The organism is Candidatus Stoquefichus sp. SB1, from assembly GCF_001244545.1.
In the GTDB taxonomy this organism is placed as follows: Bacteria; Bacillota_I; Bacilli_A; order Erysipelotrichales; family Coprobacillaceae; genus Stoquefichus.
Genome location: NZ_LN852695.1, coordinates 737,092 through 751,814, shown reverse-complemented (window position 1 = coordinate 751,814; position 14,723 = coordinate 737,092). Strand labels below are relative to the sequence as shown.

Below are 14,723 nucleotides of genomic sequence, written 5' to 3'. Positions count from 1 at the left end.
CCCTCCTTAATGATCGGCATCTCTATGCCATTTATAAACCTGATAAAATTGTGAATAATATTCTGCAAAATAATTTGTGAGTGTTACTGAACGATGTTGTCCACCAGTACATCCAATCCCAATAATCATCTGCATTTTTCCTTCTTCTTCATATTTCTTTAATAAATAATCATAATAAGTAATTGTTTTTTCAATAAACTCTGTTGTTTCTGGTTGATTCATTACATAATCATAAACAGCCTTGTCATTACCAGTTTGACTACGTAATTCTTCAATATAAAAAGGATTTGGTAAAAAACGGACATCTAATAATAAATCAGCATCTCGAGGAACACCATGTTTATAACCAAATGAAACAAAAGAGACTCTAAAAGTATTTTGATTTCCTTTATGAAAATAAATTTCTAATTTATCTTGTAATTTTGTTGGTTTTAATAATGTTGTATCAATAACAATATTTGCGAGTTTACTAATTGGATCAGCCATTTCTCTTTCAAACTCAATTGCTTCAGTTAAAGAAGAAGCAACATTACTAATCATCAGTGGATGAGAACGTCTTGTCTGTTTATAACGAGAAAGAAGCACTTCATCTTCACAATCTAGAAAAATCACAGTTAAATCTACCCAATCCATATTAGAAAGAACTCTAATTGCTAAAATAGCATCTCCTAAAGACACTGCCATAGCCACCTTAGAATACTTTGTAGATGTTCTTAACAAATCTCCAAATTCTTTTAATAAAGCCACTGGATAATTATCAATACAACGATACTCCATATTTTCAAATATCGCCATTGCCTGTGTTTTCCCAGCACCTGACATTCCTGTTACAATTACAACCTCTATCTTATCCATACTCTCATCCTCCTTTACAATACTATATCAAAAAACCAACCATAAGTGTACTCTTTTTATTCAAAAAAGAAAGACTTTCATCTTTCTTTACTTCAATAATGATGCAATATATTGACCCGCGATGGCTCCATCATTTGTTGCAGTCACAACTTGACGTAAATGCTTTGCTGTCACATCTCCACCAGCAAAAATACCTTTCACACTTGTCTCCTGATTTTCATCAACTTCAATATAACCTTGTTCATTAACAATCCCTAAATCCTTAACAAAACCACTCATTGGATCTAATCCAATAAATGGGAAAATTCCATTTGTTGGAATGGTTGATAATTCTCCACTCTTTGAATCAGCAACAACCAATCCACTTACCTTATTATCAGTTACTTCAATTGATACTGGTTTCTTTAAATAATGCATCTCAATATTATCCTTTTGATTTAATTTTGAAATTAAATATTGATCAGCACGTAACACATCACGACGTACAATAACATGCACTTTTTCAACAATATCACTTAAATAGATAGATTCCTCAATGGCACTATTGCCACCCCCAACAACACAAACGGTCTTATTTTTAAAGAATGGTCCATCACAAACAGCACAATAAGAAACACCTCGACCACTCATTTCCTCTTCGCCAGGGATTCCCATATGACGCTCTTTTGTACCAGTTGCAATAAAGACATACTGAGCCTCATAAGTTTTTTCTCCAGCATGAACAATTTTATGCTCACCCTTATCTTCTATCTGTGTCACTTCACCATACTCATATTGAGCACCAAAAGATAAGCATTGTTCATACATAGAATAAGCCAATTCTGGTCCTTTTTGAATCACTCCTGGATAATTTTCAATTTCAGCAGTTAAATTCAATTTACCACCTGGTGCTCCTCCATCTAAAACAATCGCACTTGCTCCAGCACGTGTTGCATATAAAGCCGCTGTCAATCCTGCTGGACCAGCTCCAATTACAATTAAATCAGTCATATTTTTACACCCTTTCTATAAATTCAATTATGTCATCCATTTGATGAATCATCAAATCAGGATTCAATTTTTCCATATCTTGCGTTCCTTTTGGTGTCCATTTCACACCTGCTGTGTAAACACCTGCATTCTTTCCTGCTAAGATATCACTTGTATTATCACCAATATAGAGAGCTTTTTTACAATTTGTTTCTTGCATAACTCTTAAAATTCCCTCTGGATCAGGTTTCACATTGCTGACATGATCCATTCCTAAAACAATATCAAAATATTGTCTTAAATTAAACAAATCTAATCCTATATAGGCAGCCTGTGAATATTTTGTTGTCACAACTCCAAGTGGATAGTTGTGATTTTTTAAATATTCTAAAGTATCTTTGACAGTTGGATAAATTGTGACATATAATGCATGATGACTATGATTATATTCACGATAATATTCGATTAACTCCTCTGTCATTGACTCTGGGAAATATCTTTCAAAAGTATCTTTTAAAGTTGGTCCTAAAAAAGAGAGATGTTCTTCATCACTTAACTTATAATCAGGTTTATAATGTTGAAAAACATGTTCAAAAGATTTTCTAATTAACAAATCAGTATTTAACAATGTTCCATCCAAATCAAATATAACAGCTAAATCTTTCTTCATAAATATCTCCTAACGTTTCTCATTATAACATATTCATATTCATTCTCAAATATATATACCCATAAGAAAACCTTCTTTAAAGAAGGCTTAAAATTTCTTTTATCACTTGAACAAATGTTTCCATTTGTTTTTGAGTTCCAATAGTTACTCTTAAATATTGATCAATTCTCGGTTTATCAAAATAACGAACTAAGATTCCTCTTTCCCTTAATTTAATAAATAAATCTTTTGCATCATATTGAGGGTGCTTAACAAAGATAAAATTAGCATATGAATCAGGCATAACAAAGCCAAGTGCCTTTAGTTCTTTTTTTGTATACTCTCTTGTTTCTATAATCTTTTTTGCATTATCATGAATATAATCACTATCCTCAATACTTGCCAGACCAATGACCTGAGCTAAACTATCAATTGGATAAGAATTAAAAGAATTCTTCACATCATACAATTTAGAAATAATTTCTGTATTTCCTAATGCAACACCAAGGCGTATACCAGCTAAAGATCTAAACTTTGAAAAAGTTTGAGTAATTAAAAGATTTGGATATTTCTTTAAAAGTGGTACAACACTTTCTCCACCAAAATCAATATAAGCTTCATCAATTACGACAATACTCTCACTATTATGTTTTAAAATATCTTCAATCAATTCACTTGTGACAAGCAATCCCGTTGGCGCATTGGGATTAGGAAAAATAATCCCACTATTTTCCTGATAATAGTCTTCTTTAACAATTTCTAATTGTTCATTTAATGGAACTTTATGATAATTGATACCATATAATTCACAATAAACCGGATAAAAAGAATAACTAATATCAGGGAACAAGACTGGCTTTTCCCCATTAAAACATGTTAAAAAAGTCAATGCCAAAACTTCATCAGAACCATTTCCTATAAAGACCTGATCATCTGCAAGTCCATGATACAATGCTAAGCTATGTTTTAACTCATCCGCATCAGGACGTGGATAAAGTGGTAACAACGATGAATCAAAATCTAAAATAGCCTGCTTCACTTTTGTCCCTGGATCATATGGATTTTCATTTGTATTGAGTTTAATTAAATTTTTAATTTGGGGCTGTTCTCCAGCCTGATATGGTTCCACATTTCTTAATTTATCTTGCCAACTCATTATTTTCTTCCCCCTAACATATCTTCAATCACTTCATAAACATAATCAACATGATATGGTGTCGCATTTTTAATATCATCATGTGCATGATAAAATGTATAGCCATAATTTGCTACTTCTAACATTGATAAATCATTATACGAATCCCCAATCGCATAAACTTCATCTACTGTTTCAGATATCAATTCTAAAAGTTTTAAAACACCTGTTCCTTTTGAACAGCCACTAGGAACCACATCTACATAATGGGTATTAAAATACGCTTCAACATAATCCCCATATTGTTGTTGAATATAATCAAAACATACCTTGGCATCTTCAACACCTTCATCATCCTGATTAAATGCAATAATTTGAAAATGATCAGCCTCTTTAAAAGCATCTATAAAATCAATATCAATCACTTCTTTATCAACACTTCCATGATTAATCGTGATACCATCTTTATATCCATAATTCACATTCCCATCACAAAAGAATGACCACATCCCAGGATAACTTGTTGTATGTTTAAGGATATCAATCCCAATTTTTTTATCTATTTTCTTTTCAAATAAAGTCTCATAATTTTTATTTAAAATATGTCCTCCATTATTTAAAACAAGATAATCAAATGGAAAATCAATATAATCTGTAATCTGTCTTGTTTCCATTAGATTTCTTCCTGTACATAAAGCAATCAAATGACCTTGTTCTCTTAATTCCTTCATCTTCTTAATATTTTGATCAGAAATACTCATATTATGATCAATCAATGTTCCATCCATATCACTAAATAAAATCTTCAAATCCCCCACCTCACTTTTTATACATTATAGCGAATATCAAAATAAAAACAAAGATAATAATTGAAAAAAGCAAACGAATGTTTGCTTAACTCATGTAATCACTTAATTCATGACTATATTTTAGTTCAGAATAATAACTGTCCTGTTGTCTATATGCCACAAAAGAAGATTGTCCATTATAATTTCCAATTCCATAATGTCCTAATGTTTTCTTTTTCTTTTCAAATTCATCCTGTCGTTTAGAAAAATCAGCAATTAATTTTTCAGTGACATCTTCATCACCTATAAACTGATGCATAATTGCTTTTTCTTCATTAGTTAAAAACAATTGTTCAAAAGTCTTTGCACCTGTTTTCTTTAATGTCACAATTTCTGTATTATAAGTATGACCTCGATCATATTTACGTTCTATTTGTAAACTTAATTGTTCATTAATTTGGGCAGTATAAATAAAACGATATAAAATATCATAATTATCTAAAACCTGAATACTATATGATTTATCATATACGTAATTTCCTTTTGCAAGAAGTTCATTTTCTTTTTGCGTAATTGATTCAACGATCCCATCAACATTTGTAAACTGATTCTTAAAATCAGCCAATGTATCAAAAGACGCAAATAACCCTGTTGGCTTTTCATCAGTCATTTTCTTTAATTCTACTTTCTTATCTGATGACTGAACAAAATTCTCACTCACATCATTTAAAAAACGACTATATAATAATGGTATTGTAATAAATGAGAAAAAGATAATCACATATAATAAATATGTCATTGATTTATTTTTAGGTTTAATCGCTCTATAACGATCTTGTAAATCTAACCCACAGTGTGGACAAAACTTTTCATCATCTTTCACATCATATCCACATCTTGGACATTTCTTCATGGTTTAATCCTCCTTAAAATATGCATCCATAAACACAACAAATTCATCTAAAAATTCTTGTCGGCGTTTTTTTTGTTTTTCTCTATCACTTATATTAAAATATTCTTCATCAAGATATTGATAAGTTTTGACAAACTTTCCTTGAGAAATAATATGGATTGTTGGTGTCCAGTCAAAATGCAATTCATGATATAAATTTTCATAAAAATCTTTTTCTTCCTGACTTGCATCTGCTTCTTTGGCACGATCTCTAAACGCTTTAATATTTAAATAATAAATGCCTGTTCCTTCATGCTGATTGATATAATCTTCTAATATTGGATAAAATTCCTGACAATCACCACAATCAGGTCTACCAATATATAATATAAATTTAACATCTGAATTTAAATTCTGTATTAACTCTTGATACTGAATAGGCACAATGCCATTTATTTTTATCTTTTCTACTGAAGTTTGTGAACATCCTACTAATAAAAACAAACTCAATAGCCAATACATTATTTTTTTCATTGAATCACTCCATTTTTTTAAATATATCATAAACTCTTCAAAAAGGAAAGAAGTAACCATAGATTATCTTTGTAAAAGAAAAAGCGATATATACATCGCTTATTTCAATAGACTTTCACCAGTCATTTCAGCAGGAATTGCTAATCCTAATAACTGTAAGATAGTTGGAGCTAAATCTCCTAATTTTCCATCTTCTTTTAAATCTAAATGTGTATTTGTTACAATTAATGGAACAAGATTTGTTGTATGAGCAGTAAATGGATTATTTTCCTCATCTAACAATTTCTCACTATTACCATGATCAGCAGTAATTAACATTGTTCCACCTAATTCAAGAACTTTTTCATAAACTTCACCAACACATTCATCAACAACACTAACTGCTTTAATCGCTGCTGGAATAATACCAGTATGTCCAACCATATCACAGTTTGCAAAGTTCACAATAACAACATCATAAATATCTTTATCTAATTCAGCAATTAATGCGTCTTTGACTTCATACGCACTCATTTCTGGTTGTAAATCATATGTTGCAACTTTTGGTGAATTAATTAAAACACGTGTTGCTCCATCAATTTCCTTATCTACACCACCATCCATGAAGAATGTCACATGGGCATATTTTTCAGTTTCAGCAATTCTTAATTGTTTCATTCCTTTAGCTGATAAATAATCACCTAAAGTATTTGTTAAATCTAATGAATGGAATGCAATTTCACCATTAACAGTGTCAGCATAACGCATCATACATACAAAGAAAATATTCTTTGGTTTATCAGTTGGTTTAAAGTCTTCATAAACATCAGCAGTAAAGACATTAGACATTTGAATTGCTCTATCAGGTCTGAAGTTTGCAAAAATAATAGCATCATTATCTGAAATTGCTCCATCAGTTGCTGGATTATATCCTGGAATAACAAATTCGTCATAAACTTCTTTTGCATAAGAATCTTTAACATATTGAACTGGATCACCATATGTTTCACCTGATTTTCCAACTAATGCATTATAAGCTAATTCTACACGATCCATTCTCTTATCTCTGTCCATTGCATAATATCTACCAGAAACAGAAGCAATTTGACCAACACCAATTTCATTCATTTTATCTTGAAGTTCTTGTACAAAGTCTGCTCCACTATCTGGGGCAACATCTCTACCATCTAAAAATGCATGAACATAAACTTTTTCTAATCCTTGGTCTTTCGCTAATTTTAATAATGCATAAATATGTTCATTTGAAGAGTGAACACCACCATTTGATAATAATCCCCAAATATGTAATTTAGAATTATTTTCTTTTGCATGTGTAATTGCTTTTAAGAATGTTTCATTTGTATAAAATGTTCCATCTTCAACAGCTTTATTAATGAGAGTTAAAGATTGATAAACAATTCTTCCCGCTCCAATATTTAAATGTCCAACTTCACTATTACCCATTTGTCCTTCAGGCAATCCAACTGCATTTCCACTTGCTTTTAAAGTTGTTGTTGGATACATTGCCATTAAATCATCTAAACATGGTGTATTCGCTAACTTGACTGCATTTCCATCAACTCTATCAGTTAAACCATAACCATCCATAATACATAAAACCACTGGTCTCTTTTTCATTTTCTATATACCTCCATATGCGCTCATTATACAAAATTATAGACAAAAAATAAAGTTATAATGTAATTTTTTACGATAAAACAAAAAGGGAATCAAATTCCCGCTATCTTCTTCTTTTTGGTGTTGAAATCATATAAATCCCAATAAAACTAATGATTAAAGGCCAATATGTTTTTAATGTCATTTCAATCTGTTTTAAAAACTCATTTTGACTCTGTCCCTGATTAATCGTCAACAATACACCTAACATCATCATTATAATACCAATATTCTTTCTTAGATTCATTTTCATCACCCAAGAAGATTATAACTTATCTCATTTACGAACTTTGTCACTTGAAAGAACTCTATGACAAAAAGCCATTAATCCATTTAAATCAACCTGTTCTTTTCCCTTTTGAGAATAAACAATCACTTCCAAACGATTATATTCAAAACGATTAGAATGAATAATACTATTCATATCTCTTCTTAATTCTTCTGGTGTCACAATTAATAAGTTTTCAGACATCTTACGTAATAAAATACATAAAGTCGCTAATGATAGTTCTAAATCTAAAATTGTCTTTGTGCGATCATGAGATAAAATATACGCATCAAAAACACCTTTCTTTTGTTCAATCTGATTTAATCTATTTAAAATCATCTCTACTGAAACAACACTATCTTCTAATGCTTCCATGTAACATAACTGCTTCAGTTCTCTTTTATTTCCCATTCTTATCACCTGTATTCATTATACTAAAAATAAAATAGGAAATATATGTTTATTCATATATTTCCTGATATTTTGTTAAAGCTTCAACCCGATTATTAACATGAAGTTTAGAAAAAATATTAATCAAATGTGTTTTGACTGTTGCTAATGAAATATTTAATGCTTCAGCAATTTGTTTATTGGTATATCCTTTTTGCAACATTTTCATAACATCCTTTTCACGCACTGTTAAGACCATTGGCTGAGGTAATAATGATTGAATGATTAACCTTTCCTGTGAATCAATCAATGCAAAAAGTTGATATTGATGACATATTTCAACAAACTGATGAAAATCATGACGAATCAACCAGAATGGTAAATAAACATGCTCCTTAATGATATAATGAATTGCTTCTTTCCACAAATCAGCAATTTCTTTTTCAGTATAACTTTGGTGAAAATAGAGAATCAGGTAAAGATTTATTTCAATGAGATTTAATCGTAGCATTTTCTTACGACAATAAATAAGTGTTTTTTCAAGCAAAAGACGTGCTTGTTCTTCTTTATGCTGATGATAATCAATCAATGCATAAAGAATATGAGCATCGCTATCCAATTCATCTGAATTTGTTAATTGATATTCTTTTTTAAATAAATCAAAGATAAATTCATATTGATGATACGAATAACGCATTTGCAATATATGTGCTAAATAGACAATTTCTAAAGGATCACATTGTTCAAAAAAAGTTATCCATAACTGATTTGCCTGTTCATAATGTTCTTGTAAATATAATAACTGTATATAAGTATGATAATAAGCTACTTGCATACGATGAGGCTGACTCTCAACTTTTTCAGCAATCAGATCAAAACAACTTTGCGCTTCTTTAAGATACATCTGTTTTATATAGACTCCTGCTATACCCACATAATATCCAATTTCTAAATGAGGTGAACTATACAAATAAGTATACGCTTGCTTAAAATAATGGATAGAAACTGTATATTCACCTAAATACTCATAAAATTGTGCACATGTTATAAAATAAAAATATCGCAAATAATTATGAGGATGTTTTTGTATAAGTTCATGTGCTTTAGCAATATATTTTTTTGCCATTTCTATTTCATCTTTTAAATAAAGTAAAAATATATCTTTTAAAAGAACGATTGCTAAAGTGACTTCACTTAAATTCAGATCAATGATTTCTGATAATGATGTCATTGGATTGATACGTGTTTTAATACGATCTTCAACAAACAATTTCAAATTATTAAAAACCGTTAATGAAGGATACTCTTGAATATAAGAACTTGTATGCTGATAAATTTTCTGACATGTAAGTTCATCTGAATTCACATAAAAATAAAAGAAATATTGAATAGCAAAATCAGCATTTTTCATAATTTCATCAACTGGTACTTTTGTTAAATAAGCAAGAGTCTTACCATTTTGAGGAATAAGTACAATTAATTCCATCATTTTCTCATAATCCTGTTTCCATAACAAGTATTTTAAACACTCATCATAATCCTTTTTATTTTCATAATATTGAGCAACTCGGCCCAAATATTGAGATTTCTGCTTTTTATTTTCTTGTTCAAATTTCTTTATAAAATATTCTTTAATAAGATCATGATATGTATATGTGGTTTCATCTAATTGTATAAGAAGAACATGATGGTGCATCAATAATTGAATTGTGGGTTGAAAAGCAATTTGGGGGCACAGATATTCACATAAGTTTTCATCAAAGAAATCTAAAACAGCTGTTAATTGAATAAATTCTACAACAGATGTATCCCATTCTTTTAAAAATTCTTTTTCAATATAATCTTCTAATAAATCCATCTGCATGACTTGGTCATGCAATTCCACCGAAAACGAGTAAAGAAGGGCTAAGGCTGCAACCCATCCATGAGCTAAATATATCAGTTCACCATTATAAGGAGCATGTAGTGTTTTGGTTAAAAATTGTTCAGCTTCTTCATCACTCATAATCAATTCAGCTGATGAAATTGTTAAAATTTGATGATTTGCATAATAATGACTCAAATGAATTTGAGGTAAATTCCTTCCTAACATAATAACATGAATATGTTGTGGTAATTCCTTAAATAACATATCTAGCAATTCACATAAAAAAGAGTCTTTCAAAAAATGAACATTATCCAATACCAGATAGTGTTTCTCTAATTTTTGAAAATCACAACATAACATATCCACAATTTGATAAAGACTCTCTTTCATAAAGTTATCTGTTAATAAATAATGATATGCTGTTAAATCTATTTCTACATGAAACATTTCAATAAAATATTGAAAGAATAAAAAAGGATCATTAAAGTTTTTATCTAATGTTAACCATTTAACCGTTTCTAATTGATGATAATCAATGTAAGAACTCATTAATGTTGTTTTACCACTTCCAGCCGCTCCTTCAATCATGACAAAAGTATATTCATCCATTGTATCCAATTTAGCAAATAATGGCTTTCTAATAATATAATCCTTTCTTGGAATAGGTCTTTTCAATTTTGCTGATATAATGATATTCTTTTTCATGATAGCTCCTCTAATTTCAATGATGACTCATAGATTTTCTTTCCTTCACAATAGCAATGCTATAGAAAATAAAAATTAAGCTGCTTAAATAAACCAAACCCATCCATTGTGACTGTTGAAAATGCGTAAGATGTTTTGATAAATCCAACAAAACTTTTTGGGGCAAAACATTAATACATAATCCAATTATACCATCATCCTTAATAAATGAGTAGAAAGTCCCAGATAAAAGTGAGCTTAATACAATAATCGCTGAAGCACTTAAACTTGTTGTTTCCTTGTCAAATAAAGAATTCATTAAAATAGCAAAAGCTGTTGAAAATAGTGTTAAAAGCGAGAGTAAAAAAGCATATTCATACAAGGAAAAACCAATATTAAAACCGCTAATGTGAAGAATAACCAATATAGAAAAAGTCGAACTCCATGATAATACAATAGTAATAATAGATTGTGATAATAAATATTTTAACAATGAACAACCACTGATATGTATTCTTTCTAACATATGACTTTCTTTATCTTCACCATATAATGTTGTATAAAACAATGCTTGCATCATGACAAACATAATCATAAATCCAAAAATTGTTTCTCCCTGATGAGCCATTTGCATAAATGGCTCATGATTGGTTGTTAATAGAAATAATAATTGTTTTTTGAAATCTTCATTTTTATATGTATGTACAATCAGTTGATCTTTCATCTCAATAAATGCATCATATTTTTGAGTCACTAAATCTGTCTGTAAAGGCATGTGATCCAAATAATGTATATCTACATCTTGATCATTCAAAACTGGTAATCGCTTATCATCTATCACTGCTACATTAGCAAATTTCGCTGATTGAGAAGAAATCATCACAGCAACAATGATACTTCCAGCTGTTAAAAAAGCATACAAAAACAAGATTCTTTTATCCTGCCACAAGCGTAAAAAATGATTTTTTAATAACATTTTCACAAACAATCCTCCCCATGCCATGTTTTTTGACAAACCCACAGACATATCAATATTCCAATGATTAGTACCCCCATACATAAATAAAGCGGTCCACTCTGACCATCATAAATATACATAAAGCATGCCTGAATCATCCATTTTATAGGTGAAATATAACTCAATTTCGTAAAAATATCTCCGAATCGATCTAAAGAAAAGAACACTCCTCCTAACGCCGCTGCCAATTGAATAACAAGACTTAATATTTGATTACAAAGACTTTCAGATTTTAAAACACAGCATATGCAAACGCCTAAGGTAGCTCCAAAACATTCACCAATCATCATTAATATAAATAGAGTGCCTATATGTAATCCTAAGTTTAATTGAAAACCAATAAGTAATATTATCACAACAAAACAATGACAAATAAGATTAAAAAATGCTGATGCTATAATCTTTGATATATAAACCCATGAAAGATGAATAGGAGAAAAAACAATACGCATGTTTCCCATTTTCATTTTATCTTCCATAAAACTATTAGCAGCAATTGTCCCTGTATTTAAAATAGAAAAGATAATCAATGTCACACCATAATAATCATAAGAACGTATTGAATTCCCATAATCATTATGAGTTAAATATCCTAAAATAATAATTAACAATAAAGGAAAAACAATACCATAAAAAAGCCAAGCAATATTCGTAAATAAATTTTTAATATCTAACCATAAAACATTTATATATTTCATTATTTATCCCTCAGTTTTCTTCCTGTTAAATTCAAAAAAACTGTTTCTAGGTTGATTTCATTTAAAGTTATTTTTTGAATACATTGTTTTTGTTTTAATAACTCTTCAATAATAGCATTAAGATTTTCAATATCTTTTAAAGTTGTTAATTGTAATTGATAATGCTCTTGCTTTACTTCTTGGATTCCAATAATTTTATAAAATGCATCTAAATCTACAGATTGGTTATGATTTAATTCAATAATATACTGCCTTTCCTTAGAAAGATTTTCTTTTAACTGTTCCTTAGTCCCACTAGCTATGATTTTCCCATGATCCATAATCACAATCCGATCAGAAATTTCTTCGACCTCTTCCATATAATGGGTCGTATAAAGAACTGTCATCCCAGCCTCTTTTAATTTTTTAATAGAAGTTAGAATATGATTACGAGACTGCGGATCAATTCCTACTGTTGGTTCATCCATAATAACAAATTGTGGATGATGGGCAATAGCGCAAGCGATATTCAAACGCCTCTTCATACCACCAGAAAAAGTTTTCACTTTATCATGACGACGACTCGTTAGGCCAGCAAACCCTAATGCCTTTTCTACAGCCTGTTTCCGTTCAGTGCCTCTTAGTCCGTACAACGAAGCAAAAAAAGATAGATTTTCCTGTGCCGTTAAATTTTCATATAACGCAATATCTTGTGGTACAAATCCCAGAATCTGCTGGTACTGTCGCAAATTATCTTGAATATCTTGACCTAGATATTTCATTTTTCCTGCATCTCTTTTCATAATGCCACTTAACATATGAATAGTTGTACTTTTCCCAGCACCATTAGGTCCTAACAAACAAAGAATTTCTCCTTCATATATTGAAAAATGAATATGATCAACAACACATATCTGTTGAAATATTTTTGTCAAATCAGACACTTCTACTATTTTCTTCATTCCTTTATCCTCCTGATATCTCTATCATAGAAGATTTTAAAAAAAAGAAATCAACCAAAAGGTTGATTTAATCTTGTTTATATAAATAATATAGCCCTTGTCCATAATAAATCATCGCAATCAACATTAATACAACAGTTGAATAAATCATGACTGCAGAAACCGTTGTATTAGGAATATAGAAAGCAATTAATAAAATAGAAACAACAAAGAAAACTGCTGTAGCAATTTTACCAGGCATCTCCGCCTGTGCCAAATGTCTACCTTTCTTACGATAAATAAACCATCCCACAAATAGCAACATACCATCTTTTAAAACAATGATAGCAACTAACCAGGCATAAGCAGGATATGTATACATCAATGTACAAGCCACTACAAACTGTGTTAATTTATCAGCAACAGGATCAATTAATTTACCTAACTCTGTAATCATGTCATACTTTCTTGCAATATAACCATCAAAGAAATCACTCAAACTTGAAAGTATCAATATTCCCGCTGACAACATATGTCCTTCACTCGTTTCAGCATTAAAATAGGTATACAAAAATACTGGTACTAATGCAATTCTAAAATAACATAATATATTTGGTATACTAAAGATTTCTTTTTTTGTAAACATAACTGTCCCTGCCTTCATATAATCCCTATTATAAGGAAAATACATGTTGAAGTCAAACGAATATCTTAGTCTTGCTTTATCAAAGCAAAAATCATATCAGCCGCCTCTTCTACAGACAGAGAAGAAACATCAATTTTGATTGTTTGGAGGTTTTCATACATATCCATTCTTTCTAAACTCTTTGAAAGAACCTCTTGTTTTCTAATACCTAAATCAATATCCTTTTGAATCCTTTCAGTTAAAATTGATGATTGACAAACCAAAGATATACAATAAACATGACAATCAGTTAAATCTAATCTTGAAAGAATCTCATCAATAATGGATTGTTCATGCATTACCCAGCAGAATATAATATTTTCTATTGCTGAACATTTTATAAACTGATTCAATTGATAAATAATATTATTCATTACCATTCTTTTGGTTTCATCATTGACAATAAAAGGATGCATATCCCAACACCAATCACCATCTAAAAAAACACTATTCGTAAGTTTATATTTGAGTTGCTGACAGGTCGTTGTTTTTCCAACTCCCATTGTTCCACCTATTAACATCAGGTTCTTCATTTATGACACTCCTTTAGTCACATTGACTAATAATATATAAATATTGTACATCTTTATGACTTGAAATACAATATTGTGGAAGAACTGGTGCCCCCAACTATCGTCACCACCCACACCCATCTACCGAACCATAATTATGACATATGTGTTATAAGATTGTAGTAATTCTTCCTGATGCATAA

16 protein-coding genes are annotated in these 14,723 nt (G+C 30.0%); all 16 read right to left on the bottom strand.

The genetic code is table 11. The features are described from left to right. Positions 1–6: 6 nt before the first annotated feature. Positions 7–855, bottom strand: a complete 849-nt coding sequence (gene rapZ, locus BN1865_RS11710) for an RNase adapter RapZ (protein ID WP_050637420.1) — start codon at positions 853–855, stop codon at positions 7–9. Positions 856–942: 87 nt separating this feature from the next. Then, positions 943–1,845, bottom strand: coding sequence for a thioredoxin-disulfide reductase (trxB, locus tag BN1865_RS11705; RefSeq protein WP_050637419.1), 903 nt, complete (start codon positions 1,843–1,845; stop codon positions 943–945). 4 nt (positions 1,846–1,849) lie between these two features. After that, on the bottom strand, positions 1,850–2,494 hold the full coding sequence (gene ppaX, locus BN1865_RS11700; RefSeq protein WP_050637418.1) for a pyrophosphatase PpaX: 645 nt from the start codon (positions 2,492–2,494) through the stop codon (positions 1,850–1,852). A gap of 76 nt (positions 2,495–2,570) precedes the next feature. Next, the gene (hisC, locus tag BN1865_RS11695) at positions 2,571–3,629 is read right to left on the bottom strand and encodes a histidinol-phosphate transaminase (protein ID WP_050637417.1); all 1,059 of its coding nucleotides are present in this window, start codon (positions 3,627–3,629) and stop codon (positions 2,571–2,573) included. Continuing rightward, a complete protein-coding gene (locus tag BN1865_RS11690) occupies positions 3,629–4,417 on the bottom strand; it encodes a Cof-type HAD-IIB family hydrolase (RefSeq protein WP_050637416.1) in 789 nt (262 codons plus the stop codon). Before BN1865_RS11690 ends, hisC begins: the two co-directional genes overlap by 1 nt. 85 nt (positions 4,418–4,502) lie before the next feature. Next, positions 4,503–5,309 (bottom strand): zinc ribbon domain-containing protein, encoded by an 807-nt coding sequence (locus tag BN1865_RS11685; RefSeq protein WP_050637415.1) that lies wholly within the window; start codon positions 5,307–5,309, stop codon positions 4,503–4,505. A 3-nt stretch (positions 5,310–5,312) separates the two neighbouring features. Beyond that, positions 5,313–5,822: a thioredoxin family protein gene (locus BN1865_RS11680; protein ID WP_050637414.1), complete on the bottom strand. Its 510-nt coding sequence runs from the start codon at positions 5,820–5,822 to the stop codon at positions 5,313–5,315. Between the two features lie 99 nt (positions 5,823–5,921). Continuing rightward, entirely contained in the window at positions 5,922–7,439 is a 1,518-nt protein-coding gene (gene gpmI, locus BN1865_RS11675; RefSeq protein WP_050637413.1) for a 2,3-bisphosphoglycerate-independent phosphoglycerate mutase, read from the bottom strand. A gap of 103 nt (positions 7,440–7,542) precedes the next feature. Further along, on the bottom strand, positions 7,543–7,725 hold the full coding sequence (locus BN1865_RS11670) for a hypothetical protein (protein ID WP_050637412.1): 183 nt from the start codon (positions 7,723–7,725) through the stop codon (positions 7,543–7,545). Positions 7,726–7,755: 30 nt separating this feature from the next. Next, on the bottom strand, positions 7,756–8,157 hold the full coding sequence (locus BN1865_RS11665) for a hypothetical protein (RefSeq protein WP_050637411.1): 402 nt from the start codon (positions 8,155–8,157) through the stop codon (positions 7,756–7,758). 49 nt (positions 8,158–8,206) lie between these two features. Then, on the bottom strand, positions 8,207–10,708 hold the full coding sequence (locus BN1865_RS11660) for a helix-turn-helix transcriptional regulator (RefSeq protein ID WP_050637410.1): 2,502 nt from the start codon (positions 10,706–10,708) through the stop codon (positions 8,207–8,209). Between the two features lie 16 nt (positions 10,709–10,724). Then, complete coding sequence (locus tag BN1865_RS11655) at positions 10,725–11,663, bottom strand: ABC transporter permease (protein WP_232780394.1); 939 nt, start codon at positions 11,661–11,663, stop codon at positions 10,725–10,727. 2 nt (positions 11,664–11,665) lie between these two features. Continuing rightward, positions 11,666–12,403 carry an ABC transporter permease gene (locus BN1865_RS11650; RefSeq protein ID WP_050637408.1) on the bottom strand — a complete coding sequence of 246 codons (738 nt, stop codon included), beginning with the start codon at positions 12,401–12,403 and terminating at the stop codon, positions 11,666–11,668. Next, on the bottom strand, positions 12,403–13,344 hold the full coding sequence (locus tag BN1865_RS11645; protein ID WP_050637407.1) for an ABC transporter ATP-binding protein: 942 nt from the start codon (positions 13,342–13,344) through the stop codon (positions 12,403–12,405). Before BN1865_RS11645 ends, BN1865_RS11650 begins: the two co-directional genes overlap by 1 nt. A gap of 67 nt (positions 13,345–13,411) precedes the next feature. Beyond that, a complete protein-coding gene (locus BN1865_RS11640; protein ID WP_050637586.1) occupies positions 13,412–13,969 on the bottom strand; it encodes a CDP-alcohol phosphatidyltransferase family protein in 558 nt (185 codons plus the stop codon). Between the two features lie 65 nt (positions 13,970–14,034). Next, the gene (locus BN1865_RS11635) at positions 14,035–14,541 is read right to left on the bottom strand and encodes an AAA family ATPase (RefSeq protein WP_050637406.1); all 507 of its coding nucleotides are present in this window, start codon (positions 14,539–14,541) and stop codon (positions 14,035–14,037) included. Between the last annotated feature and the right edge of the window lie 182 nt (positions 14,542–14,723).

Excerpts from the sequence above, each read along its gene's own strand:
- BN1865_RS11645 (WP_050637407.1), bottom strand. The coding sequence starts at position 13,344 with ATGAAGAAAATAGTAGAAGTGTCTGATTTGACAAAAATATTTCAACAG.
- hisC (WP_050637417.1), bottom strand. The coding sequence starts at position 3,629 with ATGAGTTGGCAAGATAAATTAAGAAATGTGGAACCATATCAGGCTGGA.
- BN1865_RS11640 (WP_050637586.1), bottom strand. The coding sequence starts at position 13,969 with ATGTTTACAAAAAAAGAAATCTTTAGTATACCAAATATATTATGTTAT.
- BN1865_RS11650 (WP_050637408.1), bottom strand. The coding sequence starts at position 12,403 with ATGAAATATATAAATGTTTTATGGTTAGATATTAAAAATTTATTTACG.
- BN1865_RS11635 (WP_050637406.1), bottom strand. The coding sequence starts at position 14,541 with ATGAAGAACCTGATGTTAATAGGTGGAACAATGGGAGTTGGAAAAACA.
- BN1865_RS11685 (WP_050637415.1), bottom strand. The coding sequence starts at position 5,309 with ATGAAGAAATGTCCAAGATGTGGATATGATGTGAAAGATGATGAAAAG.
- ppaX (WP_050637418.1), bottom strand. The coding sequence starts at position 2,494 with ATGAAGAAAGATTTAGCTGTTATATTTGATTTGGATGGAACATTGTTA.
- gpmI (WP_050637413.1), bottom strand. The coding sequence starts at position 7,439 with ATGAAAAAGAGACCAGTGGTTTTATGTATTATGGATGGTTATGGTTTA.
- BN1865_RS11680 (WP_050637414.1), bottom strand. The coding sequence starts at position 5,822 with ATGAAAAAAATAATGTATTGGCTATTGAGTTTGTTTTTATTAGTAGGA.
- BN1865_RS11655 (WP_232780394.1), bottom strand. The coding sequence starts at position 11,663 with ATGTTATTAAAAAATCATTTTTTACGCTTGTGGCAGGATAAAAGAATC.
- BN1865_RS11670 (WP_050637412.1), bottom strand. The coding sequence starts at position 7,725 with ATGAATCTAAGAAAGAATATTGGTATTATAATGATGATGTTAGGTGTA.
- BN1865_RS11660 (WP_050637410.1), bottom strand. The coding sequence starts at position 10,708 with ATGAAAAAGAATATCATTATATCAGCAAAATTGAAAAGACCTATTCCA.
- trxB (WP_050637419.1), bottom strand. The coding sequence starts at position 1,845 with ATGACTGATTTAATTGTAATTGGAGCTGGTCCAGCAGGATTGACAGCG.
- rapZ (WP_050637420.1), bottom strand. The coding sequence starts at position 855 with ATGGATAAGATAGAGGTTGTAATTGTAACAGGAATGTCAGGTGCTGGG.
- BN1865_RS11665 (WP_050637411.1), bottom strand. The coding sequence starts at position 8,157 with ATGGGAAATAAAAGAGAACTGAAGCAGTTATGTTACATGGAAGCATTA.